Below are 22,658 nucleotides of genomic sequence, written 5' to 3' on the forward strand. Positions count from 1 at the left end.
CCCCTCCCGTGGTTGTGGGTGGGGTACCCCTGGGGGACGCGGGGTGGTTTTATCCCGACGGGGGGGGCGGGGGGGGGGGGCCCCCCGGGGGGGGGCGGGGGGGGGCCCCCCCCCCGCCCGGCCCCGGTGGGGGTGGGGCGGTCGGTTCAGGTGCGGGCCACCGCCGGCTCGGCGGTCTCGGCCGGGGCGGGCTCCGCCCCGGGCCCGCGGGTGAGGGCCTCGCCCTCCACATCGACGTGGGGCAGCATCCGGTCCAGCCACTTCGGCAGCCACCACGCCTTGTCGCCCAGCAGGGCGAGCACGGCGGGCACGATCGCCATCCGTACGACGAAGGCGTCGAACATGACGGCCGAGGCCAGCCCGAACCCGATCATCTTGATCATGGAGTCGCTCTCACCGACGAACCCGGCGAACACCGCCATCATGATCAGGGCGGCGGCCACGACCACCCGGGCGCTGTGCCGGAAGCCACTGGTGATCGCCTCGTCGGCCCGGTCGCCGTGGACGTACGCCTCCCGCATCCGGGAGACCAGGAACACCTCGTAGTCCATGGCCAGGCCGAAGACGATGCCCACCAGGAAGATCGGCATCAGGCTCATGATCGGGCCGGTCTGCTCCACGCCCAGGAACTCCGCGCCGTGGCCCTGCTGGAAGACCAGGACGACCACACCGAGCGAGGCGAGCACCGACAGCAGGAAGCCGGCGGCCGCCTTGAGCGGGACGAGCAGGGAGCGGAAGACGACCAGCAGCAGGATGACGGCGAGGCCGACCACGACCAGCAGATAGGGGACCAGCGCGGACTGCACCTTGTCGGAGATGTCGATGTTCAGCGCGGTGGTGCCGGTGACCTCGAAGGTGGCCCCCGTCTCGGACTCGATGCCGGGACGCTCGTCGCGGATGACGGTGACCAGGTCCTTGGTCTTCTCGTCGGTCGGCGCGGTGGCGGGCACGGCCGAGAAGACGGCGGTGTCACCGGCCTCGTTGAAGCGGGCGGGGGAGACGGAAACGATCCCCTCGTTGGCGCCTATCTCCTTCGCGATCGTCTCGGCGGCGCCCTTGGCGTCGTCCGTGCCCTTGGCGTCCACCACGATCGTCAGCGGGCCGTTGAAGCCGGGCCCGAAGCCCTCGGCGAGCGCGTCGTAGGCCCGGCGCTCGGTGGTGGAGGTCGACTTGGCCTCGTCGCCGGGCATGCCCAGTTGCAGGTCGGTCATCGGTACCGCGAGGGCGCCCAGACCGACGACTCCCAGGAGCAGCACGGGCACCGGACGGCGCAGTACGAACCTCGACCAGCGGGTGCCGCCGTTGTCCTGGACGCTTTCCACGACACGGCCGCTCCTGCGGGCCTTCCGGGAGAGCACGGCATTCGGCCAGAGGCCGAGCAGGGCCGGGACCAGGGTCAGCGCGATCACCACGGCGACGACGACCGCGCCCGCGGCGGCCAGCCCCATCTTCGTCAGCATCGGGATGCCGACCACCGACAACCCGGCCAGCGCGATGACGACGGTGAGCCCGGCGAACACCACCGCCGACCCGGCCGTGCCCGTGGCAAGGGCGGTCGCCTCCTCGGGCGTACGGCCCCTGGCGCGCTCCTCGCGGTAACGGGAGACGACGAACAGGGCGTAGTCGATGCCGACCGCGAGGCCCAGCATCATCGCGAGAGTGCCGGTCGTGGTGGACAGCCCGAGGGCGTCGGACAGGGCGAGGATCGTGGCCATGCTCAGGCCCACGCCGACGAGCGCCGTCAGCAGCGGCAGCCCGGCCGCCGCCAGCGAGCCGAAGGTGACCAGCAGGACGACGGCGGCGATGGCGACACCGATCACCTCCGCCATACCGCCCGCACCGCCCCGCTCGGCGACCGCGTCGCCGCCGGCCTCGACGGTCAGTCCGGCGTCACGCGCCTGGTGGAGCGCGTTCTCCAGATGGGTCCTGCCGGCGTCGGTGAGGTCGTTCGCGGCGACCTTGTAGGTGACGGTCGCATACGCCGTCGAGCCGTCCCGGCTGACCGCCCGCGCCTGGAACGGGTCGACGGCGCTCGCGACCTGCGAGCCGTCGGCCAGTTCGGCCACGGTCTCCTCGATCACCTTCTTGTTCTCGGTGGCGGTGACCTTCTCACCGCTCGGCGCGACGAACACGACCCGGGCGGTGGCACCGTCGGCCGTGACACCGGGGAAGCGCTCCTCCAAGAGGTCGAACGCCTTCTGGGACTCGATGCCCGGCATGGCGAACTCCTCGTCGGAGGCTCCCGGGGCCTTGAGGGCGCCGAGACCGACGACGCCCAGGACCGCCACCCACAGAAGGGTCACGTACCAGCGTTTGCGGAAGGCCAGCCGGCCCAGTCGATGAAGGAAGGTTGCCATGGGTCGCAGGTCTCCACGTCAGAAGTCTCGGATGCCTGCCCAAGACTCCCGGCCGGGGCCCCCTCCCGTCGTCGTGCGGCTGCCGACAATCCCGGCTACTCAGAACGCAGTACGCCGGGGCCGCCGGGTCACCCCGGGGTATGACCGGGGGCCCCTACATGGCGTGCAGGGTGTCGCGGGAGGACTTGATGAAGGCCCTCAGCGCGTCCCAGAACGGCGTATAACAGGCGTCGAAGCGGCCGACGGCGCCGGTGTCGCCGTCGATCATGGCCTCGATCGCCTTGTGGAAGGGGCTCGTCGAGCGCCTGACGGTGTTGGCGAGATCGGCGACCTCGTCGGGTCCCTCCAGCGAGACGACCCAGGTGAGGTTCCGCAGCGCCGCGTACTCGTCCCGCTGCCGCTCACGCAACCGCCGCAACTCCTCGACCTGCTCGGGACCGAGCCCGCCCTCGGCGCCCCGCACCACGTCGGACACCTTCCAATGCACGTCGTTCACCCGCTGCGCCTGCTCGATGAACGCCGCGTACGCCGTCCGCCGTGTCTCCCGCAGCCGCTCCACCCGCTGGGCGCTCGCCGTCGTGTCCGCCTGTATCCGCGCCGCCCGCGCGGTCCCCCGGCTCGTCACCCAGCTGGCGAGCACGGCCGTGCCGGCGGTGAGCGCGGCGATCCAGAACGCGCTGTCAGCCACGGCGGGACCCCAGCGAGCGTTCGGTGACCGCGGCCAGATGGTCCGCGAAGACCTCCCGGGCGTCCGGGGTGAGGGTGCGCAGGGCGACCAGGGCCGTGACGACGACGTCGCACAGTTCCGACCGGACGTCGTCCCAGGTGTGGGTCGTGCCCTTGCGGGGGTTCTGGCCGGTCGCCCCGATGACCGCCTGGGCGACCTCGCCGACCTCCTCCTGGAGCTTCAGCATCCGCAACAGCAGGCCTTCCCGGCCGCCGTACGGTTGGTCCGCCTCCAGCCAGGCGTGGAGGAGGGTGATGGACCGCCAGAGCCCGTCGGGGGAGTCGAGGGAGTGGGGGGCGTCGGGGGAGTCGGGGGCGTCGGTCTGCTCGCTCATGGGCGCAGCTTGTCACGCCCCTACGACAGTGACGGCCGGTCCGCGAAAGGGCGGTCACTCCTCGAACAACGCGTCCTGTTCGCCCTCCTTCTCCTTGCGCACCCTCTTGGTGCGCAGACCCACGACCACCGCGGTGACAGCCGCCGTGCCGGCGAGCGCCGTCGGGACCATCCAGCCCCGGTCGACGACATGGCCGAACGCGTGGTCGAGGGAGAAGCGGCCGGGACCGGCGATGGCCAGGCCCGCCGCCGCCAGCCCCAGGGTCGCCGCGTACTCGTAGCCGCCCTCGGTGTTGAAGAAGCCGTTGGGCGTGTGGATCGCCGCGGCGCCCGCCATGGCACCCGCGGCGGCGGCACCGGCGGCGGGTGTCGCGAGGCCGAGGGCCAGCAGCGCGCCGCCACCTGTCTCGGCCAGCCCCGACGCGGTCGCGCTCGCCTTGCCCGGCGCGTACCCGACGGACTCCATGAACGCGCCGGTCCCCTCGATACCGTGCCCGCCGAACCAGCCGAACAGCTTCTGCGTCCCGTGCGCGGCGAGCACACCGCCCGCGCCCAGCCGGAGGAGCAGCAGCCCCAGATCACGTCGGTCGAATGAGGTCATGACCACTCCCGAACAGCCCGTGCGAATGTTCCCTCCCGCGTATCCACCGTCGCACCGCTCACACGTGCCCATCGGAGTGGGAGCCGCCGTTCGGGTGACGCCCACTCCGCCGGGCATCCTGCGATGGCGCGCCGCCGCGAACGGTGTGAGGCTGGCCGTCATGACGATCGCACCCGCCAAACTCAGGGACCCGGCCGTCCGGGCCTTCGTCGCCGCGGTGAACGCCCATGACCAGGACGCGTTCTTCTCGCTCCTCACGGAGGACGCGACCATGTCGGACGACGGCTCCGACCGTGACCTCGCCGACTGGACCGACCGGGAGATCTTCTCCTCCCACGGCCACATCGAGGTCCGTCGAGAGTCGGACGGTGGTCGCTTCCTCGTCGCCGACTACCGCAACGACACCTGGGGTGAGATGCGCACCGCCTGGCGCTTCACGGTGTCGGAAGACGGCCGGATCAGCCGGTTCGAGACGGGCCAGGCGTAACCCCTTCCGGTCAGGGGGCTTGCGTTCGTGTGCGCTCCAACTCCTAACGTCCGTGGTCATGGAGACGACCACGTACACGAGGCCGCTCGGCCGCAGCGACATCCAGGTCAGTGCCCTCGGCTTCGGCTGCTGGGCGATCGGCGGCGAATGGCAGGACACCGACGGGCAGCCGCTCGGCTGGGGCAAGGTGGACGACGAGGAGTCCGTACGGGCGGTCCACCGCGCCCTCGACCTCGGCGTCACCTTCTTCGACACGGCCGACACCTACGGCGCCGGGCACAGCGAACGCGTGCTCGGCCGGGCCCTCGGCAAGCGCCGCGCGGACGTCGTCGTGGCCACCAAGTGGGGCAACCTCTTCGACGAGTCCACCCGCACCCGCACCGGCCAGGACGACACCTCGGCCCACGCCCGCCGCGCCCTCACCGCCTCCCTCGACCGCCTGGGCACCGACCACGTCGACCTCTACCAGCTCCACATCTCCGACGCCGACGCCGAGCGCGCCGCCGAACTGCGCGACACCTGCGAGGAGTTCGTACGGGAGGGCCTGATCCGGGCGTACGCGTGGAGCACCGACGACCCGGACCGCGCCGCCGTGTTCGCCGAGGGGCCGCACTGCACGGCGGTACAGCACCGCCTGAACATCCTTCAGGACGCGCCCGAACTCCTGTCCCTGTGCGAGGAGTCGAACCTCGCGAGCGTCAACCGCAGCCCCCTCGCCATGGGTCTGCTCACCGGTAAGCACACTCCCGGGCGCGCCCTGGAAACCGGGGACATCCGCAGCACCCCGCCCGCCTGGCTGCCGGGCTTCACCGCCGACGCCGGCGCCGACCCGGAGTGGCTGGGCCGGGTGGAGGCGCTGCGCGAGATCCTCACCAGTGAGGGCCGTACGCTCGCCCAGGGCGCCCTCGCCTGGATCTGGGCCCGCAGCCCCCGGACCGTACCGATCCCCGGCTTCCGCTCGGTCGCCCAGGCCGAGGAGAACGCGGGCGCCCTCACGAAGGGGCCGCTCACGGCGGAGCAGATGGCGGAGATCGACGGGATCCTGGGGCGATGAAAAACCCTTAGGACTCTGGTTCCTGGTTCCTGGGCCCTGATCCCTGGTTCCTGATCCCTGGTTCCTGGGCCCTGGGCCACCGGCCCGCTCGGAAACGAGAAGACGGCGGGCAGCCGTCCCGTGCTCCGGTGCTTCCCTCGCGGTCCCACGCGAGGTCCGCCCCCTTCCGGATCGCGGCACGGCTGCCACCACCCCCCTCGGGTTGGCCACGGAAGCCATCGCCCCCAAGTGTGAAGCTCTCGTGGAGGCGCGTCCCGAGCATATGCCTGCCACGTGCTCGAACAGCCCGGAGTGGAAGCCTCCGTTTGTGCAGGTTGAGTTATGGGTGCGTGTGGCTCACACCTGACGGTGCGAGCGCGAGCCGGTCGTTCAGCCCCGCCCCACGTACGGCATCGTCGTCGCCATCACCGTCGCGAACTGCACGTTCGCCTCCAGCGGCAGCTCCGCCATGTGCCGTACGGTCCGGGCGACATCGGCCACGTCCATCACCGGCTCCGGCACCGACTCACCGTTCGCCTGGAGCACGCCCTTCGCCATGCCCTCGGTCATGTCCGTCGCCGCGTTGCCGATGTCGATCTGGCCGACCGCGATGCCGTACGGGCGGCCGTCCAGGGAGAGTGACTTGGTGAGGCCGGTCAGGGCGTGCTTGGTCGCGGTGTAGGCGACGGAGTGCGGGCGGGGGGTGTGCGCGGAGATGGAACCGTTGTTGATGATCCGGCCGCCCCGGGGGTCCTGGTCCTTCATCTGCCGGTACGCCGCCTGCGCGCAGAGGAACGCCCCGTTGAGGTTGGTGTCCACCACGTGCCGCCAGGCCGCGTAGTCCAGTTCCTCCACCGGCACCCCGCCCGGACCGAACGTGCCCGCGTTGTTGAACAGCAGGTCCAGCCGCCCGAACCGCTCCCGTACGGCGGCGAACAGCGCGTCCACCTCGCCGGGGCGTGAGACGTCGGTACGGACGCACAGCGCCCGCGGGGCGCCGGTCGCGGTCGCGGCCTCGGCCCCGGGCGTGGTACCGGCGCCGGTGCCGGCCTCGGCCCCGGGTGCGGTGCCGGCGCCGGCCTCGGCCGCCGTCTCGGTGAGCTTCTCCTCGCGCCGGCCCGCCAGCGCCACCGACCAGCCGGTGCGCAGCAGTTCCACGGCCACGGCACGGCCGATGCCGGAGCCCGCGCCGGTCACGATCGCGATCTTGGTTCGTTCGGTGTCCATGAGCTCGCAGCGTAGGGGAGGCGGCGCGCCCGACCGAGTACCGAGGGTCCGCCATCCGGAACTCATCCGTCCGACGTCTGGATGTTGTGTACGCGACAGAAGATCGTCGACCCTGGCCTCTCCAATGCCAAGCACAACAACCGTCAGGGGAGGGCCAAATGACACCCGCAGCCCAGAAGTCGACGCAGCCCCGCTCGTCCCACACGCCAGAACTCCGCGCCGCCGCGCGGCACTTCGACCGCCGCCGCTTCCTCACCGTCACCGGAGCCGCCGCCGCGCTCGCCCTGGCCACCAACCTGCCGGCGGCCGGTGCGGCGGCCGCCGCACCGCTCGACGCGCGGAAGATCACCGAGAACCCCTTCACGCTCGGCGTGGCCTCCGGCGACCCGCTGCCCGCCTCCGTGCTCCTGTGGACCCGGCTCGCGCCCGAGCCGTACCAGCCCGACGGCGGCCTCCCCGCCCAACGCGTCACCGTCCACTGGGAACTGGCCCACGACGAGAGGTTCCGACGGATCGTCAGACGTGGCACCGCCACCGCCCACCCCGAGTTCCACCACACCGTCCACGTCGAGGTCGGCCACCTCGCCCCCGGCCGCGTCTACCACTACCGCTTCCGCACCGGCACCTGGATCAGCGAGACCGGCCGCACCCGCACCGCCCCCGGGCGCGGCCACCTGACCACCTCCACCGCCCTCACCTTCGCGGCCGTCTCCTGCCAGCGCTACGACCAGGGCTACTACACCGCCTACCGGCACCTCGCGCACGAGGACGTCGACATCGTCGTCCACCTCGGGGACTACCTCTACGAGTACGCCGTCAACTCCGTCGGCGGCGCCCGCAACTACACCGACCGTGTCCTGCCCGACCTCTTCAACCACGAGACCGTCACCCTCGAGGACTACCGACTGCGGTACGCCCTCTACAAGACCGACCCCGACCTGCGGGCCGCGCACGCCGCGCACCCCTTCGTCGTCACCTGGGACGACCACGAGACCGAGAACAACTACGCGGGCGACAACGACGAACACGACAGCCCGCCCGAGGAGTTCCTGCTGCGCCGCGCCGCCGCCTACCGCGCCTACTGGGAGAACCAGCCGCTGCGCCGCCGGCAGCGGCCCGACGGCCCCGACATGCGCCTCTACCGCCGCTTCACCTGGGGCCGCCTCGCCCAGTTCGACATACTCGACACCCGCCAGTACCGCGACAACCAGGCACAGGGCGACGGCTGGCAGATCCCCGGCCCCGAGTCCGCCGACCCGGCCCGCTCGATCACGGGCGCCGCACAGGAACGCTGGCTGCTCGACGGCTGGGCCGGGTCCGACGCGACCTGGAACGTCGTCCCCCAGCAGGTCACCTTCTCCCAGCGCCGCAACGCCGTCGGCGAGAACTACAAGGTGGCCATGGACGCCTGGGACGGCTACCGGGCCTCACGCGAACGGATCCTCGCGGGCGCCGACGCGGCCGGAATCGAGAACCTCATGGTCCTCACGGGAGACGTCCACGTCGGCTACGCCTTCGACATCAAACGGGACTTCGACGACCGCTCCTCGCCGACCGTCGGCACCGAGATCGTCGCCACCTCCGTCAGCAGCGGCGGCAACGGCTCCGACAAGCCCGCGAACTGGGACACCTATATGACCGCCAACCCCCACCTGCGCTTCTACAACGGCCGCCGCGGCTACACGACCGTCACCCTCGGCCGGAAGTCCGCCCGAGCCGACTTCAAGGCCCTCCCGTACGTGACGACCACAGGGGCCGGTATCTCGACGGTGGCGTCCTTCGTGACGGAGGCGGGGAGGCCGGGGCTCACACCGGTGTGACCACCGGTTCGCCGCCCTGGCGGTCGCCCTCGCCGGGGTAGCGCACCCCGATGCGCTCGCGCAGCGCGTCCAGCGTGCGCATCACGGCGAGGGTGCCGTCGAGGGGGACGAGGGGCGACTCGGTCTCGCCGGCGCGGAGGGCGCGCATGACCTCGCCGGCCTCGTGGCGGAGGCTGTTGCGAGGGCCGTCGGCCGGGTCCGCGGCGAAGGTCTGAGGGTCACGCCCGTCGCGGTGCAGCACGAAACGGTCGGGGAAGAAGAAGCCCGACGGGATGTCGATACGGCCCTCGGAGCCGGTCACCGAGGCGGACGTGCCGGTGCCGCCGACGATGGAGCAGTGCACCGAAGCGATGGCACCGCTCTCCCAGGTGAGCAGTGCTCCGGTCTGGAGATCGACGCCCTCCTCCGAGAGCACCGCTCTGCCGGTCACGTCCGAAGGCTCCCCGAGCAGCAGGTGCGCGAACGACACCGGGTACACCCCGAGGTCGAGCAGCGCGCCCCCGCCCTGCGCCGGATCCCGCAGCCGGTGCGAGGGCGGGAAGGGTCCGGCGAGCCCGAAGTCCGCCTGCACGGTCCGCACTTCACCGATCGCGCCGTCCCGCACCATCTCGGCGAGCCGCCGCACCAGCGGATTGCAGTACATCCACATGGCCTCCATCAGGAACCGCCCACGCTCCCGCGCAAGCGCGACCAGTTCCTCGGCCTCCCGCACGTTCAGCGTGAACGACTTCTCGCACAGCACACCCCGCCCCGCCTCCAGGCACATCCCGGCGGCGGCCCGGTGCGCCGAGTGCGGAGTGGCGACGTACACCACATCCACGTCCGCGTCCTCGGCGAGCGCGCGCCAGTCGCCGTACGCCCTCGGTATCCCGAACCGCTCGGCGAAGGCCTTCGCCGAGTCCTCGCTGCGCGAGGCCACCGCCACGACCTCGGCGTCCGGCAGGTCGACGAGGTCCGCCGTGAAGGCCGCGGCGATCCCTCCCGTCGCCAGGATCCCCCACCGCACACGCCCGTCGTTCGACATCGCCACCCCTGTTCTCGGCCCCGGGGCGGAACAGTGGCCCCGCCCACGTCGTACGAGCTGAGAGCATAGGTGGCGGACCGAACGAAGAGGGAGGGGCATATGCCCGAGGGGCACATACCGGGCTCGGCGCGGGCCGAGTCGCACCCGGTGGCGCCGGAGTACGCGAAGGCCGACGCGGCGGCGGAACCCCGGCCGTCGCAGCAGCCGGACCAACCGAAGGCGAACCCCACCGCCCTCCGCCGCACCGGCCTCCTCGTCATCCTCGTCCTCGGCGGGCTCACCGCCACCCCGCCCCTCGCGATGGACATGTACCTCCCGGCGCTGCCGGAGGTCACCCGCTCCCTCCACGCCCCCGCCGCCACCGTCCAGCTCACCCTGACCGCCTGTCTCGCCGGCATGGCCCTCGGCCAGCTGCTGATCGGCCCGATGAGCGACCGCTGGGGCCGCAGGCGCCCCCTGCTCCTCGGTCTCGCCGTCTACATCGTCGCCACCGCGCTCTGCGCGTTCGCGCCCACCGTCGAGACGCTCATCGCGTTCCGCCTGGCGCAGGGCCTCGCCGGCTCGGCCGGAATCGTGATCGCCCGTGCCGTCGTCCGCGACCTGTACGACGGCAACGCGATGGCCCGCTTCTTCTCCACGCTCATGCTGGTCTCCGGGGTGGCCCCCGTCGTCGCGCCGCTCATCGGCGGCCAGGTCCTGCGGGTCACGGACTGGCGGGGCGTCTTCGTCGTCCTCACCGCCATCGGCATCGCGCTGCTGGCCGTCGTCTGGGCGAAGCTCCCCGAGACGCTCACCCCGGCCGAGCGCCACGGAGGCGGCGTCGGCGAGACCCTGCACGCCATGCGCGGCCTGCTCACCGACCGGGTCTTCATGGGCTACACGCTCGCCGGCGGCTTCGCGTTCGCCGCCCTCTTCGCCTACATCAGCGCCTCCCCGTTCGTGATCCAGGAGATCCACGGCGCCTCCCCGCAGACGTTCAGCCTGCTCTTCGGCGTCAACTCCGTCGGCCTGGTCCTCGTCGGCCAGATCAACGGCAAGGTCCTGGTCGGCCGGGTGAGCCTGGACAAGGTGTTCGCGGTGGGCCTCACGATCGTCGCCGTCTCCGCGACCGCGCTGCTGCTGATGTCCCTGGGCGCCTTCGGCGCGGCCGGTCTGGTCCCCGTGTCGGCGGCCCTGTTCGTCCTGATGTCCGCGATGGGCATCACCCTCCCCAACACCCAGGCCCTCGCCCTGATGCGGGTGCGCCACGCGGCGGGTTCGGCGTCGGCCCTGCTGGGTACCTCGTCCTTCCTGATCGGCGCGGTGGCGTCCCCCCTGGTCGGCGTCGCGGGCGAGGACACCGCCGTGCCCATGGCCGTCGTCCAACTGGCCGCGGCACTGGTCGCCGCGATCTGCTTCATGGCACTGTGCCGTCCTTGGAACAGGCGTACGGCGTCGGGTACGACGACGGAGGACGGGGACACCCCCGTCCCGAGCGGAGCCGAGAGAAAGGGGCAGGAGAGCTGAGCGCGCCGAGACTGCGCACGGACACCCCGGAACGGGCCGGACTCGACCCCGAGGAACTGCGCCATCTCGTGGACGAGGTGCGCGCGCTGACGGAAGGGGACCGGCCCCGGGCCCCCGCCGCCGTCGTCCTCGTCGGGCGCGGCCCCGTCGTCGCCGTCGAGGAGGCCGCCGGCTGGGCGGTCCGCTACGAGGCCTACGACGAACGCACCGACACGGCAGTGGAACTCCCCCCGGGCTCCCGCGTCCCCGCCACCCCGCACACCCCGTTCGACCTTGCCTCCCTCACCAAGCTCTTCACCGCCGTGGCCGCCGTCCAGCAACTGGAACGCGGCACCCTCGGCATCGACGCGAAGGTGGCGGCGTACCTGCCCGACTTCACGGGCGCCGCGGAACACGGCCTCACCGTCCGTCACCTCCTCACCCACACCTCCGGTCTGCGGCCCGAACTCCCGCTGTACGCCTGCCCGTCCGCCGCCCGCCTGGAGATGCTGCGCGCCGAGGCGCCGACGGTCCCACCCGGCACGGCCTACGCCTACTCCGACCTGAACCTCCTGCTCCTCCAGCACGTCCTGGAACGCCTGACCGGGCGGGGCCTCGACGCCCTCGTCCGCGACGGCATCACCTATCCCCTCGGCATGACGGCCACCGGCTTCGGCCCCTGCCCGGCCGCGGCTGCGACGGAGGATCAGCGTCGCCCCTGGGCGAAGGCGGACCGGGGCATGCTGCGGGGCGAGGTCCACGACGAGAACGCCTGGTCCCTCGGCGGTGTCGCCGGGCACGCGGGCCTCTTCTCGACCGCCCGGGACCTGGCGGTCTTCTGCCGCACCCTCCTGGCCGGCGGCTCCTACGGTCCCGCCCGCATCCTCGGCCCCGACTTCGTGGAGCTGATGCTGACGCCGCCGGGTCTCGGGTTCGCGCTCGACCAGCCCTGGTTCATGGGCGGGTTGGCGGGCCGGGGCGCGGCCGGCCACACCGGTTTCACGGGCACCTCGCTGGTCCTGGACCGGGCGACGGACACCTTCCTGATCCTGCTGACGAACGCGGTCCATCCCCGCCGCCGCGACCCGATCAACCCGGCGAGGGCGGCGGCGGGGACGCGGGTGGCTCGGGCGGTGCGGGGGGCATGAAGGCGACACGGTGGGTATGGCATTTCTGATGCCATACGGGTTCATGGCTGACGACAGTGTGGACTTCCTTCCCGGTGAAGGTCCCACCAGCGGTGTCTCCGTCACTCTCACCGCCGGAACCCTTCAGGCGATTCGTGAGCGGGTCGGCAAGCGGGGCGTGTCCGCCTATCTGGAGCGGGCGGCACAGCGGCAGATAGAGCGTGACAACCTGGATGAACTGATCGTTGACTTCGACAAGGTGCACGGCCCCGCCGACTCGGAGGCCGTGGCTGCCAAGAGGGCCCGGCTCACGGGCGGCGCGGCCCGTGCGGGCGAGGCCGCGTGAGCGGCGCGTTGGTACTCGACAGCGAGGGACTGGCGAAAGCCGTGCAACGGGACCGCGAGGTGCATGAGTGGCTGACGGCGGTCCGTGAGGCGGACCTGCCTGTGCTCACCTCCGCCGCAGTGCTGGTCGAGGTCATCCATCCCCGGATCAATGACGCCGCACTGAGGTGGACGCTGTCGAGGCTCCGGGTGGAGCCGGTCTCGCAGCTCGTCGCGCAGTCCGCGGCGGCCCTGCTGCGAGGCGCGGGACTGCACGGCCACAAGTACGCCATCGACGCCGTGGTGTGCGCGACCGCGGTGCAGCAAACGGGCCGGGTGACCATCCTGACCTCCGACGTGGAGGACATCGACATGCTCCTCGTCGACCATCCGCGCCTGGTGGCGGAGAAGGTCTGATTCCGGCATCCCGAGCCACCCATAGAATCACCACGTGAACGTCCCCCTTCCCCCCGCCGACACCCTCCGCACCGCCCTGTCCACCCTTCTCGACGGGCTGCCGCCCAAGTCGGCCGCGCAGGCGGTGGAGCGGCTGATCGCGAACTACCGGGGGCGGACGCCGACGGACGCGCCGGTGCTGCGGGACCGGTCGGACGTGGTGGCGTACGCGGCGTACCGGATGCCGGCGACGTTCGAGGCGGTGTGCTCGGCGCTGGAGGCGTTCGCGGCGGCGGTCCCCGGGTGGGTGCCCGCGAGCCATGTCGACGTCGGCGGGGGCACGGGCGCGGCGACGTGGGCGGTGAGCGCGACCTGGCAGGGCGGGCGGCCGGTGACGGTGCTCGACTGGGCGGAGCCGGCGCTGGCGCTGGGGCGGGAGATCGCCGGGGCGAACCCGGAGCTGAGGGCCGTCGAGTGGCGGCGCTCTCGTATCGGATCGGCGCTCACCATGGAGAGCACCGATCTCGTCACCGTCTCGTACGTCCTGGGCGAGCTGACCGACGCCGACCGTGCCGCCGTCGTAGAGGCGGCCGCGACCGCCGCCGAGGCCGTCGTGATCATCGAGCCGGGCACCCCCGGCGGCTACACCCGCGTCATCGAGGCCCGCGACCGCCTCGTCGCCGCCGGCTTCCACATCGCCGCGCCCTGTCCGCACAGCGCGACCTGCCCCATCGTCCCCGGCGAGGACTGGTGCCACTTCTCCGCCCGCGTCAGCCGTTCCTCCCTGCACCGCCAGGTCAAGGGCGGCTCCCTGCCGTACGAGGACGAGAAGTTCAGCTACGTCGCCGCCACCCGCTTCCCCCCGGCCCCGGCCCCCTCCCGCGTCGTACGCAAGCCGCAGATCCGCAAGGGCCAGGTCCTCCTCGACCTGTGCGAGACCGACCCCGGCCTCAGCCGCACCACCGTCACCAAGCGCCACGGCCTCCTCTACAAGGCGGCCCGCGACGCCGAGTGGGGCGACGCGTGGCCGCCACGCGGAGACGAAGGCACGCGCTGACAGCCGCCCGCGTCGGCGCTCAGCCTCTGCCGACAGTCGCCCGCGTCGCCGTCACGCGGAGACGAAGGCACGCGCTGACAGCCGCCTGCGTCGGCGCTCAGCCTCTGCCGACGGTCCGCCCGCGCTGACGGTCCGCCCCTGATGGCCCCGACTCGTCGGTGCCCAGCCGTAAATCACTTGCGGCCCCCGCACGACTTCCGGCTATCTCATTGATCATGCCCATCACTCCGCACCTCGAAGAGATCACCCCCGCCAACCTCGACGCCGCGCTCGGTATCCGTGTCCGCCCCGACCAGGAGCACCTGGTGGAACCGGTCGTGCGGTCGCTCGCGGAGGCGTACGTCCACCCCGCAGTCGCCTGGCCCCGCCTCATCCGGGACGGCGACCGGGCCGTCGGCTTCCTGATGGCCTTCCTGGACATCGACTGGAAGGGCGACGGCAGCGGTACGGACATCCGCTCAGGCCTCTGGCGCCTCAACATCGACGCCGCCGAACAGGGCCGGGGCTACGGCCGTTTCGCCGTCGAGGCCGTGGCCACCGAGATCCGCCGCCGGGGCGGCACCCGCCTCTTCGTCACCTGGCACCCCGGCCCCGACGGCCCGGAGGCCTTCTACCTCGGCCTCGGCTTCCGCACGACCGGAGAGACCAGCGGCGGCCAGACGGTGGGCGTGCTGGAGCCGGCCGGATGACCCCACGCCTCGGGTCCCTGAACGAGTTCTGCTGGATGGACGTCAAGACCCGCGACCTGCCCGGCACCGCGGCCTTCTTCGCCGACACCCTGGGCTGGCGTTTCGCGGTGGACAAGGAGGACTGGCGCAGGGCCACGAAGATCACCGCACCTAAGGGCCACCGGATCGGCGGCGTGAGCGACCTCGCGCAGCCGGTCTACCCGCCGGGGACCCCCGCCCACATCGCCTGTTACCTGGCCGTCGACGACGTCGACCGCCGCACCGACGGGGCGGTGGGCGAGGGGGCGCGGGTCGTCGTCCCGCCCTTCGACGCGGGCGACCAGGGGCGGATGGTGACGCTGGTCGACCCGGTGGGTGCCGCCGTCTCCCTCTGGCAGCCGTACCGCTTCGGCGGGTGGGCCTACCCACCGGACACCACCGGCACCCCGCACCGGATGGTCCTGTCCTGCGGGGAGCCGGGCCGGGCCCGCGACTTCTACCGCGAGGTCACCGGCACGGCCTTCGCCCACGCGGAGTTCGCGGTCGGCACCGACCCGCAGTGGGAAGTCACGGTCGGCGTGGACGACGTGGAAGGCGTCGTCGCACGCCTCCATGGCCGTGGTCAGGTCGTGTGGCTCGAAACGGGAGACCGTCCGGTACTGCGGTTGAGCAGCTCGGAGGGCCTTACGTTTCAGGTCCGGTCGCTGCGGGACCGTGGGTAGGACGACCGCGCTCCTGCTGTCGTTTCTCCCGCAGCTTGCGCACCAGTTCGCGCTTCTGGGCCTGGGCGTCGACACCGCCGCCGATGCGGCCGTTCGGTCCGCCGCCGCGCAGGGCCTCGCGGCCGAGGTTCCGGCGGGCACCGCCCACTCCCAGCATGTTTCCTGCTCCACCTCGAGTCATGAGGTGCTCCTCCCTGAGGCAATCAACGTAACGAGACGGTTCGTCTCGCTCATGTCCACCACCATGAGGCGAGACGCACCGTCTTGTCAACCTGATAAATTCGAGACATGGCCAAGAAGACCGCTCCTGATTCCGCCCGGCGCAGCGAGAAGTCGCGTCGCGCCATCTACGACGCCGCCCTCGCCCTCGTCGGCGAGGTCGGGTACCAGAAGACGACCATCGAGGGCATCGCGGCCCGCGCCGGTGTCGGCAAGCAGACGATCTACCGGTGGTGGTCGTCGAAGGCGGACGTCCTGCTGGAGGCGTTCATCGACCTGAGCGCACAGGCGGCGGAGGCCGCGGCCCGGCCCGAGGTCATCGGTGAGCGGGCCGAATACGAGATCCCGGACACCGGTGACCTCGGCGCCGACCTCAAGGCGGTCCTGCGGGCCACGGTGGACGAACTGCTCGACCCCAAGTTCGAGATCCCCTCACGCGCCCTGGCCGCCGAGGGCGTGGTCAACCCGCAGCTCGGTGCCGAGTTCGTCGCCAAACTCCTCGAACCGCAGCTCCAGTTGTACGTCAAGCGCCTGCGCGCCGCCCAGGAACAAGGCGCCGTACGCCCCGACATCGACCCGCGCATCGCCCTCGAACTGTTCGTCTCACCGCTCGCTCAGCGATGGCTCCAGTACACGGGTCCCATCTCGTACGAGTACACGGACGCCCTCGTCGACTACGCCCTGTACGGCCTCGCCCCCCGTTGAGCGGTCAACTCGCCGCCCGGGTGTGACCAAACCGACCAGGTGGTGTCGGCGAGCGGTCCGTAAATCCTGTCAAATCATGGAATAGACCACCATCCCTGTCCGCACTCCGGCATCGCCCCGCCCACCCCGGATGGGGGCTCCGGCCACGCGGGGCGCAGGATGGTGGGACGATGGAACAAGCTGTCCGCACCACAGCGAGGCGAGGCGATAGATGAGCGCGACGTTCGGCGGCCGGAACGGTCGGCAGGGCAGGATCTCCGAGTGGCTACGCGCCCGTCGTACCAGCCGCCCGCTCGACACGGCCGCCGACGAGGCCGGCCGTGAGGAACTGCTGCTCGCCGCCGCCGCTGCCGGACTCCCGCTCGCGCCCGCCGCCCATCCGTCGGGCTACCGCTGTTCCTGCGACCGCGTCGGCTGTCCCACCCCCGCCCGGCACCCCGTGTCGTTCGCCTGGCAGACGCAGTCCACCACCGACCGCGCCCAGATCGAGCGGTGGGCCCGGCACCAGCCGCAGGCCAACTTCATCACCGCGACCGGCATCGTCCACGACGTACTCGACGTACCGCTCGCCGCCGGCCAGGAGGCCCTGGAGCGGCTGCTCGCTGCCGGTATCGAGGTCGGGCCCGTCGCGGAGTCCGAGTCCGAGTCCGACGACGGGCGCCTGCTCTTCTTCACCCTCACCCGCGGCACGCCGGAGGACGAGGACGAGTGGTGGCCCTGCGAGTTGGACTGCCACCCCGAGACCATGGACGAGCACCCCGGACTGCGCTGGCACTGCCGGGGGTCCTACGTCCTCGTACCGCCGGCCCGGCTCCCCGGCGACCTCGCCGTCCACTGGGTACGCAGCATCGAGCACCCCTTGCCGGACCCGCTGAGCCTGCTGGAGATCCTCACCGACGCCTGCTCACGCCATGTGGGCGAGGAGCCGCACCACACTGACACGGCCTGGCCCTCCCGGGGCTGACCCCGAGGGGGCCGGCGGTCACTCGCCCTTCGCCCCCGTGAGCCCACCCACCTGGCTCAGCAACCTCACCTGCTGGTCGGACTCCGTCTTCGCGGGGTCGAGCACCGCCTGGTTGTTCACGAACTCCAGGGTCAGCGACTGCCTGGGCTCGCCCGTCATCAGCGCACGGACGGCCGGGTCATTGACGGGTATGTCCACTCCCGGCGCGGCTGTCTGCTTCTGGTAGTGCCGGGTGGTGAAGAAGACCAGCGCCCCGCCGTCGGTGGTGCGCAGACCGACCGGCGCGTAGTCGCCGTTGGTCAGGGCCTCGTCCATGTACTGCCGCGCCAGACCCGGCTTCTCCGCGTTCCGCTGACGCTTGGCACGCTCCTCGGAGGTGTAGGGGCCGTCCGCGAAGAGGGCGCTGTCCTCCTTCAGGTACGTCACGTATTTGTCGGGCAACTCGGCGGGCTTGACGGAGAGTTCGGGGTCCTCCGGCGTGACCACCTGGGCGTGGCCCTGCTCGTCCTTCTTGAACTCCGGCATGTCCTTGGCGGACACGATCGTGAGGAAGGACACCTCCCACAGATCGGTCAGCCCGTCCCGGGTGAAGACGAACAGCCAACGGTCCGACGCATTGCCCTTGTTGGCGGTGGCGTCCGCCACGAACCAGCGTGGCCAGGCGGCCTTCTCCGGGATGGTGTACCTGACGTCGTCCAGTTTCAGCGCGACATGGTCGGGGTTGCCGCTCGGGTTGATCTTCGCGCCCGAGCGGAGCTTGCCACCGTCGATGTCGGCGAGCGCGCCGGTGACCCGGGAGGCGTCCAGGGACTGGTCGTACGCCTTGTCCGCCTCGTTGTAGGCGGTGGTGAAGTCCTTCAGCGCCCGCGCCGCCTCCGCCTGTGTCGCCGTGGGGAGGATCTCCAGGTCGCCGCGCACGACCACGCATCCGCTCGCCGTCAACGACAGCGCGGTCACCGCCGTGGTCACCAGCGCGCCACGGCCGTACGCACGCAGTCCGAGGAACCTCCCGCGGGTACGAACCGGACGAACCTCAAGAAGCCTTCGTGGGCTCCGAATCGCGCGAACCCTGCTCATCAGGAATCTTCACCTTCCCCTTCCCGGAGGCGAACCCTACCGGGGCGAGGAACAGGGCGAGCGTCGGGATCAGGTACAGGAGCCAGACCGTGACTTGGAGGACGGTCGGGTCGGGCTGGAAGTTGAGGACGCCCTTCAGCAGGGTGCCGTACCAGCTGTCCGGCGGGATCGTCCCGGTGATGTCGAACGCCTTGTCCGTCAGACCGGGCAGGAAGTCGGCCTCCTGGAGGTCGTGGAAGCCGTACGCCAGGACACCGGCCGCGACCACGACGAGCATGCCGCCGGTCCAGGTGAAGAACCTGGCCAGGTTGATGCGCAGCGCGCCCCGGTAGAACAGCCAGCCCAGCACGACCGCCGTCGCCAGGCCCAGCAGGACGCCGACCAGCGGGCCCTCGGTGCCGTCGCTCGACATCCGTACCGATGTCCACACGAACAGCGAGGTCTCCAGGCCCTCCCGGCTGACCGCCAGGAACGCGGTCGCCACCAGCGCGCCCGTACCCGTCTGGAGGGCCGCGTCCAGCTTGCCGTGCAGCTCGGACCTCAGATGGCGGGCCGTGCGCCGCATCCAGAAGACCATCCACGTCACCAGGCCCACCGCGATGATCGACAGGGAGCCGCCGAGCGCCTCCTGTGCCCGGAACGTCAGCTCCTGGGAGCCGAATTCGAGGACGCAGCCGAAGCCCAGGGCGAGTCCGACGGCGACGCCGATACCGATCCAGATGGGCCTCAGGGCGTCCCGGCGGTCGGTCTTCACCAGATAGGCGATGAGGATGCAGACGACGAGACTGGCCTCCAGGCCCTCCCGCAGACCGATCAGATAGTTCGCGAACACGGCCTCAGCCCTCGGTCGTCGATGCGGAGAACAGCGCCCGGCCCCACCAGTCGTCCGCGTCCCGGACGCCGGGCGGCACCGCGAAGACCGCCGAACCCACGTGCTGGATGTACTCGTTGAGCGCGTCCGTGGCGAGATTGCGCTGGATCGGGATGAACCCCGTCCGCACATCACGCTGGTACGCGAGGAAGAACAGGCCCGCGTCCAGACGGCCGAGACCGTCGGTGCCGTCGGTGAAGGAGTAGCCACGGCGAAGGATGGTCGCCCCGTGATTGGAGTCGGGGTGCGCGAGCCGTACGTGCGCGTCCGGCTTCATAGCCTTCAGGAACGGCTCGTCCCGCTCCTTCGCCCTGCCCACCGGCGCGCCCTCGCCCTTGTCCCGGCCGAAGACGTCCTCCTGCTCCTGCAGCGAGGTCCTGTCCCAGGGCTCGATGTGCATCCGGATGCGCCGGGCGACGAGGTACGAGCCGCCCGTCATCCAGGCCGAGTTGGCGTCGACGTCCTTCTCACCCACCCACACGAACTTCCTCAGCCGGTCCGTCTCCGTACCCGCGATGTTGCGGGTGCCGTCCTTGAACCCCATGAGGTTGCGCGGCGTCTGGGCCTCGGGAGTCGTCGAGGAGGTCTTGCCGAAGCCGAGCTGGGACCAGCGCACGGAGACCTTGCCGAAGCCGATGCGGGCGAGGTTGCGGATGGCGTGCACCGCGACCTGCGGATCGTCCGCGCAGGCCTGGACGCACAGATCTCCGCCGCTGCGGGCCCTGTCCAGGTTGTCGCCCGCGAACTGCGGCAGGTCCACCAGCGCCTCGGGCCGCCGCCCGGCCAGATGGAACCGGTCGAACAGCGACGGCCCGAAGCCGATCGTCAGCGTCAGCCGGGACGGCCTGAGCCCCAGCGCCTCCCCGGTGTCGTCCGGCGGGGCCTCCGCCAGACCGCCGTACGCGCCCTCACCGACCGCCCTCCCGGCCGTCATCCGGCGCGCGGCGGCCGTCCAGTCCTTGAGCATCTTCACGAACGCGGCACGGTCGTCCGTCTCCACGTCGAACGAGGCGAAGTGCAGCCGGTCCTGCACGGGTGTGGCGATCCCGGCCTGGTGGACGCCGTGGAAGGCGACGGGTCCGCCGGCCGCCGAGGGGGCGGCCTGCTCGCTCGTACGGGCCACGGCGACGGCACCCCCGGCCGCGGCGGCACCGAGCGCGAGCCCGGCACCGCCCCAGCCTATGAGTGAACGCCTCGACGGGGCGGGGGAGTCGACGGCCTCTTCGGTCTCGGCGGAGTTCTCGGTGCTCATCGTCACTTCACCACCGCCGCCGCGAGCCGCGACAGCGGCTCGGCGAGCGCGTTCACCGCGTCCGACAGCTCCTTGCGCTCCGCCTTGCCGACCTTGTCGTAGGAGACGAAGTCGTACCCCGTGCTGTCAGCCCGGTACTTGTCGAGAAGCGTGTTCAGCGCCGCGAACTGCCTGTCCAGTTCCTTCGTCAGCTCCGGGTCGTTCTCGGCGGCGACGGACTTCAACAGCTCGTACGACTCCTCGGCGCCCTCGACGTTCGCCTTGAAGTCGACGAGGTCGGTGTGCGAGTAACGCTCCTCCTCACCGGTGACCTTGCCGGTGGCGACCTCGTCGAGGAGCTCCTTGGCGCCGTTGGCCATGGAGGTCGGGGTGATCTCGGCCTTGCCGACCCGCCCCCGCCAGTCCTCCAGGTCGGTGACCAGCTGGTCGGCCAGTTCGGAGTCGCGGCCGGTGAGCTTGCCGTCCTTCCACAGCGAGCGCTCCAGGCGGTGCCAGCCGGTCCAGTCCTTCTCCGGGTCCTGGCCCTCCTCCAGGCCGTCCTCACGCACATCGACCAACGGGTCGATGTCACCGAAGGACTCGGCGACCGGCTCGGTGCGCTCCCACCCGATGCGGGAGGGCGCGTAGGCCTTCTTCGCGGCCTCGATGTCGCCGTCCTTGACGGCCTGGGCGAACACCTTCACCAGCGGGATCGTCTCGTCGGCCTGCGTCTGCGCGTACTTGCGGTAGGAGGCGACGGCCTCGTCCAGCCGGGAATCGTGCTTCGCGACCTTGCCGCTGCCGGTGGCGGTGACGTCCTGCCGGATGCCGTCGCCCTTCATGCCGGGCTTGCAGGCGATCCGGTACCGGCCCTCCTTCACCTCGGCCGTGACCTTCTGCTGGGTGCCGGGCCCGATGTTCTCGCGCTCGGTGACCACCCGGTCGTCCGGGAAGAGGAGGTAGACCTCGGTGACCTTGGAGCCCTTGTTCTCGATGTCCAGCTCGACGTGGCCCGCCGGGAACTCCTTCTTCGACACCTCGCACGTGGTGTCGGTCGCGGTCACCGCGACGGACCCGTCCGCGCCCGCACCGCTCTTCTCTGTGCAGCCGGTGACGGCGGCCAGGGCCGCGACGGTCGTGGCGGCGGTGACGACGGAGAGTCTGAGGGGGCGCATTTCGGCTCCAAGGGAGGACAAGGGGGACACAGAGAAGGTGAGGCGACCTCTTGGTTATCTGAGGCTTACCTCACCAAAGCTGTGCTCCCAGTGAAGCCCTCTCCACTGGGCGGCACGAGCACGGCTCGATCACGGTGGCTCAAAACAGCCCTCATGGTCAGGTCAAGAGCCGGTCAAGATCCCTATTTCGCGGTCAAGAGCCCCGTTTTCGGTGTGATCTGGACATCGCCGGTCCGTGGATACGGGAGCACCTCGACCGGCTGCCGGTACACCTCCGATGGAACCGGTGCCCCGGAACGGCGAGGAGGAGGGGAGCCCGACGACGGCGCCGCCGTGACCTGGGAAGCCCCGGGGGCCCGGTAGGTGTTTCAATGCGTGAGTGACCGACTTCGATGTGCTGCGGGTGTTCTGCGGACCCCGTGGCGGATACGGCAACGAACTGGGTGTCGTCCGTGAGGGCTCCGTGATGCCCGACCGCTCCGAACGCCAGGAGTTCGCCGCCAAACTCGGCTTCAGCGAGACCGTGTTCGTGGACGACCCCGAGCGCGGTGTCATCGACATCTACACCCCCTCGCGGCGCCTGCCCTTCGCGGGCCACCCCTGCGTCGGTACGGCCTGGCTGCTCGACGTGCCCGAACTGGTCACCCCGGCCGGGCTGGTCGGGGCCCGCCTCGACGGGGAGTTCAGCTGGATCGAGGCCCTGCCGGAGTGGGCCCCGCCCCGCACCTTCCGCCAGTACGCCTCGGCCGCCGAGGTCGACGACCTGCGCGTCCCGCCGCCGGGCGAGTGGGTCTACGCCTGGGCCTGGGAGGACGAGGCAGCCGGCCGCGTCCGTGCCCGCGCCTTCCCCGGCCGGGGCGACGGCATCGAGGAGGACGAGGCCACCGGCGCCGCCGCTCTCCAGCTCACCGCCCAACTGGGGCGAGCCCTCAACATCACCCAGGGCACCGGCTCCCAACTCCTGACGGCACCACAGCCGCACGGCTGGGTGGAGGTCGGCGGCAGAGTCTTCCTGGAGCGCTGAGGGC

General features: G+C 71.4%; 24 protein-coding genes. 13 read left to right on the forward strand and 11 right to left on the reverse strand.

Translation table 11 applies throughout. The features are described 5' to 3' along the window. Window positions 1–146: 146 nt before the first annotated feature. From ACFY9I_RS33565 to ACFY9I_RS33580, 4 genes are all read right to left on the reverse strand, one after another. Window positions 147–2,357 (reverse strand): MMPL family transporter, encoded by a 2,211-nt coding sequence (locus ACFY9I_RS33565; RefSeq protein WP_391008459.1) that lies wholly within the window; start codon window positions 2,355–2,357, stop codon window positions 147–149. A gap of 154 nt (window positions 2,358–2,511) precedes the next feature. Beyond that, window positions 2,512–3,045: a hypothetical protein gene (locus ACFY9I_RS33570; protein ID WP_391008461.1), complete on the reverse strand. Its 534-nt coding sequence runs from the start codon at window positions 3,043–3,045 to the stop codon at window positions 2,512–2,514. Then, window positions 3,038–3,418: a MazG-like family protein gene (locus ACFY9I_RS33575; protein WP_391008463.1), complete on the reverse strand. Its 381-nt coding sequence runs from the start codon at window positions 3,416–3,418 to the stop codon at window positions 3,038–3,040. The genes ACFY9I_RS33570 and ACFY9I_RS33575 overlap by 8 nt, the downstream gene beginning before the upstream one ends. Before the next feature lie 54 nt (window positions 3,419–3,472). Then, on the reverse strand, window positions 3,473–4,018 hold the full coding sequence (locus tag ACFY9I_RS33580; RefSeq protein WP_391008465.1) for a DoxX family membrane protein: 546 nt from the start codon (window positions 4,016–4,018) through the stop codon (window positions 3,473–3,475). Between the two features lie 160 nt (window positions 4,019–4,178). Between ACFY9I_RS33580 and ACFY9I_RS33585 the strand changes: the two genes are divergently transcribed. Then, a complete protein-coding gene (locus ACFY9I_RS33585; protein WP_391008467.1) occupies window positions 4,179–4,505 on the forward strand; it encodes a nuclear transport factor 2 family protein in 327 nt (108 codons plus the stop codon). Between the two features lie 58 nt (window positions 4,506–4,563). After that, window positions 4,564–5,559, forward strand: a complete 996-nt coding sequence (locus tag ACFY9I_RS33590) for an aldo/keto reductase (RefSeq protein WP_391008469.1) — start codon at window positions 4,564–4,566, stop codon at window positions 5,557–5,559. Between the two features lie 369 nt (window positions 5,560–5,928). Here ACFY9I_RS33590 and ACFY9I_RS33595 read toward each other — a convergent pair whose 3' ends face one another. Next, a complete protein-coding gene (locus ACFY9I_RS33595; protein WP_391008471.1) occupies window positions 5,929–6,765 on the reverse strand; it encodes an SDR family NAD(P)-dependent oxidoreductase in 837 nt (278 codons plus the stop codon). Window positions 6,766–6,923: 158 nt separating this feature from the next. On the opposite strand from ACFY9I_RS33595, the gene ACFY9I_RS33600 reads away from it, so the two are divergent. Continuing rightward, on the forward strand, window positions 6,924–8,585 hold the full coding sequence (locus ACFY9I_RS33600; RefSeq protein ID WP_391008473.1) for an alkaline phosphatase D family protein: 1,662 nt from the start codon (window positions 6,924–6,926) through the stop codon (window positions 8,583–8,585). Here the strand turns inward: ACFY9I_RS33600 and ACFY9I_RS33605 are convergent. Beyond that, window positions 8,572–9,609 carry a Gfo/Idh/MocA family oxidoreductase gene (locus ACFY9I_RS33605; protein ID WP_391008474.1) on the reverse strand — a complete coding sequence of 346 codons (1,038 nt, stop codon included), beginning with the start codon at window positions 9,607–9,609 and terminating at the stop codon, window positions 8,572–8,574. The two genes, ACFY9I_RS33600 and ACFY9I_RS33605, sit on opposite strands and share 14 nt — an antisense overlap. 99 nt (window positions 9,610–9,708) lie before the next feature. Between ACFY9I_RS33605 and ACFY9I_RS33610 the strand changes: the two genes are divergently transcribed. The 7 genes from ACFY9I_RS33610 (at window position 9,709) to ACFY9I_RS33640 (ending at window position 15,388) form a co-directional block, all read left to right on the forward strand. Next, window positions 9,709–11,115, forward strand: coding sequence for a Bcr/CflA family efflux MFS transporter (locus ACFY9I_RS33610; RefSeq protein WP_391008476.1), 1,407 nt, complete (start codon window positions 9,709–9,711; stop codon window positions 11,113–11,115). 77 nt (window positions 11,116–11,192) lie between these two features. Then, window positions 11,193–12,242 carry a serine hydrolase gene (locus tag ACFY9I_RS33615; RefSeq protein ID WP_391008581.1) on the forward strand — a complete coding sequence of 350 codons (1,050 nt, stop codon included), beginning with the start codon at window positions 11,193–11,195 and terminating at the stop codon, window positions 12,240–12,242. 43 nt (window positions 12,243–12,285) lie between these two features. Then, window positions 12,286–12,567 carry a hypothetical protein gene (locus ACFY9I_RS33620; protein ID WP_391008478.1) on the forward strand — a complete coding sequence of 94 codons (282 nt, stop codon included), beginning with the start codon at window positions 12,286–12,288 and terminating at the stop codon, window positions 12,565–12,567. Then, complete coding sequence (locus ACFY9I_RS33625) at window positions 12,564–12,962, forward strand: DNA-binding protein (RefSeq protein WP_391008480.1); 399 nt, start codon at window positions 12,564–12,566, stop codon at window positions 12,960–12,962. Before ACFY9I_RS33620 ends, ACFY9I_RS33625 begins: the two co-directional genes overlap by 4 nt. 34 nt (window positions 12,963–12,996) lie before the next feature. Beyond that, entirely contained in the window at window positions 12,997–13,998 is a 1,002-nt protein-coding gene (locus tag ACFY9I_RS33630; protein ID WP_391008481.1) for a small ribosomal subunit Rsm22 family protein, read from the forward strand. Window positions 13,999–14,213: 215 nt separating this feature from the next. Then, window positions 14,214–14,687 carry a GNAT family N-acetyltransferase gene (locus ACFY9I_RS33635; RefSeq protein WP_391008483.1) on the forward strand — a complete coding sequence of 158 codons (474 nt, stop codon included), beginning with the start codon at window positions 14,214–14,216 and terminating at the stop codon, window positions 14,685–14,687. After that, the gene (locus ACFY9I_RS33640) at window positions 14,684–15,388 is read left to right on the forward strand and encodes a VOC family protein (protein WP_391008485.1); all 705 of its coding nucleotides are present in this window, start codon (window positions 14,684–14,686) and stop codon (window positions 15,386–15,388) included. Before ACFY9I_RS33635 ends, ACFY9I_RS33640 begins: the two co-directional genes overlap by 4 nt. Here ACFY9I_RS33640 and ACFY9I_RS33645 read toward each other — a convergent pair. After that, window positions 15,351–15,569: a DUF6243 family protein gene (locus ACFY9I_RS33645; RefSeq protein ID WP_391008487.1), complete on the reverse strand. Its 219-nt coding sequence runs from the start codon at window positions 15,567–15,569 to the stop codon at window positions 15,351–15,353. The genes ACFY9I_RS33640 and ACFY9I_RS33645 overlap by 38 nt on opposite strands. 107 nt (window positions 15,570–15,676) lie before the next feature. On the opposite strand from ACFY9I_RS33645, the gene ACFY9I_RS33650 reads away from it, so the two are divergent. Beyond that, window positions 15,677–16,312, forward strand: coding sequence for a TetR/AcrR family transcriptional regulator C-terminal ligand-binding domain-containing protein (locus ACFY9I_RS33650; protein ID WP_391008489.1), 636 nt, complete (start codon window positions 15,677–15,679; stop codon window positions 16,310–16,312). A gap of 211 nt (window positions 16,313–16,523) precedes the next feature. Beyond that, complete coding sequence (locus tag ACFY9I_RS33655) at window positions 16,524–17,276, forward strand: bifunctional DNA primase/polymerase (protein WP_391008491.1); 753 nt, start codon at window positions 16,524–16,526, stop codon at window positions 17,274–17,276. A gap of 18 nt (window positions 17,277–17,294) precedes the next feature. Here ACFY9I_RS33655 and ACFY9I_RS33660 read toward each other — a convergent pair whose 3' ends face one another. Genes ACFY9I_RS33660 through efeO form a run of 4 tightly spaced genes read right to left on the reverse strand, consistent with a single transcriptional unit; the run spans window position 17,295 to window position 21,630 of the window. Then, window positions 17,295–18,353: a hypothetical protein gene (locus ACFY9I_RS33660; RefSeq protein ID WP_391008493.1), complete on the reverse strand. Its 1,059-nt coding sequence runs from the start codon at window positions 18,351–18,353 to the stop codon at window positions 17,295–17,297. Next, a complete protein-coding gene (gene efeU / locus ACFY9I_RS33665) occupies window positions 18,310–19,185 on the reverse strand; it encodes an iron uptake transporter permease EfeU (protein ID WP_391008495.1) in 876 nt (291 codons plus the stop codon). Before efeU ends, ACFY9I_RS33660 begins: the two co-directional genes overlap by 44 nt. A 4-nt stretch (window positions 19,186–19,189) precedes the next feature. Continuing rightward, window positions 19,190–20,476: an iron uptake transporter deferrochelatase/peroxidase subunit gene (gene efeB, locus ACFY9I_RS33670; RefSeq protein WP_391008496.1), complete on the reverse strand. Its 1,287-nt coding sequence runs from the start codon at window positions 20,474–20,476 to the stop codon at window positions 19,190–19,192. A gap of 2 nt (window positions 20,477–20,478) precedes the next feature. Continuing rightward, window positions 20,479–21,630, reverse strand: coding sequence for an iron uptake system protein EfeO (gene efeO, locus ACFY9I_RS33675; protein ID WP_391008498.1), 1,152 nt, complete (start codon window positions 21,628–21,630; stop codon window positions 20,479–20,481). 379 nt (window positions 21,631–22,009) lie between these two features. Here efeO and ACFY9I_RS33680 point away from each other — a divergent pair, with 379 nt between their 5' ends. Then, window positions 22,010–22,654, forward strand: coding sequence for a PhzF family phenazine biosynthesis protein (locus ACFY9I_RS33680; RefSeq protein ID WP_391008500.1), 645 nt, complete (start codon window positions 22,010–22,012; stop codon window positions 22,652–22,654). The last annotated feature ends 4 nt before the right edge of the window (window positions 22,655–22,658 follow it).

Source organism: Streptomyces sp. NPDC012510 (assembly GCF_042955065.1).
Classification (GTDB): Bacteria; Actinomycetota; Actinomycetes; order Streptomycetales; family Streptomycetaceae; genus Streptomyces.

What these genes read in the sequence shown, in the direction of transcription:
- ACFY9I_RS33580 (WP_391008465.1), bottom strand. Translation starts at nt 4,018, where the DNA reads ATGACCTCATTCGACCGACGTGATCTGGGGCTGCTGCTCCTCCGGCTG.
- ACFY9I_RS33650 (WP_391008489.1), top strand. Translation starts at nt 15,677, where the DNA reads ATGGCCAAGAAGACCGCTCCTGATTCCGCCCGGCGCAGCGAGAAGTCG.
- efeB (WP_391008496.1), bottom strand. Translation starts at nt 20,476, where the DNA reads ATGAGCACCGAGAACTCCGCCGAGACCGAAGAGGCCGTCGACTCCCCC.
- ACFY9I_RS33575 (WP_391008463.1), bottom strand. Translation starts at nt 3,418, where the DNA reads ATGAGCGAGCAGACCGACGCCCCCGACTCCCCCGACGCCCCCCACTCC.
- ACFY9I_RS33655 (WP_391008491.1), top strand. Translation starts at nt 16,524, where the DNA reads ATGAGCGCGACGTTCGGCGGCCGGAACGGTCGGCAGGGCAGGATCTCC.
- ACFY9I_RS33635 (WP_391008483.1), top strand. Translation starts at nt 14,214, where the DNA reads ATGCCCATCACTCCGCACCTCGAAGAGATCACCCCCGCCAACCTCGAC.
- ACFY9I_RS33595 (WP_391008471.1), bottom strand. Translation starts at nt 6,765, where the DNA reads ATGGACACCGAACGAACCAAGATCGCGATCGTGACCGGCGCGGGCTCC.
- ACFY9I_RS33660 (WP_391008493.1), bottom strand. Translation starts at nt 18,353, where the DNA reads ATGAGCAGGGTTCGCGCGATTCGGAGCCCACGAAGGCTTCTTGAGGTT.
- ACFY9I_RS33590 (WP_391008469.1), top strand. Translation starts at nt 4,564, where the DNA reads ATGGAGACGACCACGTACACGAGGCCGCTCGGCCGCAGCGACATCCAG.
- ACFY9I_RS33565 (WP_391008459.1), bottom strand. Translation starts at nt 2,357, where the DNA reads ATGGCAACCTTCCTTCATCGACTGGGCCGGCTGGCCTTCCGCAAACGC.
- ACFY9I_RS33640 (WP_391008485.1), top strand. Translation starts at nt 14,684, where the DNA reads ATGACCCCACGCCTCGGGTCCCTGAACGAGTTCTGCTGGATGGACGTC.
- ACFY9I_RS33620 (WP_391008478.1), top strand. Translation starts at nt 12,286, where the DNA reads ATGGCTGACGACAGTGTGGACTTCCTTCCCGGTGAAGGTCCCACCAGC.
- ACFY9I_RS33610 (WP_391008476.1), top strand. Translation starts at nt 9,709, where the DNA reads ATGCCCGAGGGGCACATACCGGGCTCGGCGCGGGCCGAGTCGCACCCG.
- efeO (WP_391008498.1), bottom strand. Translation starts at nt 21,630, where the DNA reads ATGCGCCCCCTCAGACTCTCCGTCGTCACCGCCGCCACGACCGTCGCG.
- ACFY9I_RS33585 (WP_391008467.1), top strand. Translation starts at nt 4,179, where the DNA reads ATGACGATCGCACCCGCCAAACTCAGGGACCCGGCCGTCCGGGCCTTC.
- ACFY9I_RS33605 (WP_391008474.1), bottom strand. Translation starts at nt 9,609, where the DNA reads ATGTCGAACGACGGGCGTGTGCGGTGGGGGATCCTGGCGACGGGAGGG.
- ACFY9I_RS33600 (WP_391008473.1), top strand. Translation starts at nt 6,924, where the DNA reads ATGACACCCGCAGCCCAGAAGTCGACGCAGCCCCGCTCGTCCCACACG.
- ACFY9I_RS33645 (WP_391008487.1), bottom strand. Translation starts at nt 15,569, where the DNA reads ATGACTCGAGGTGGAGCAGGAAACATGCTGGGAGTGGGCGGTGCCCGC.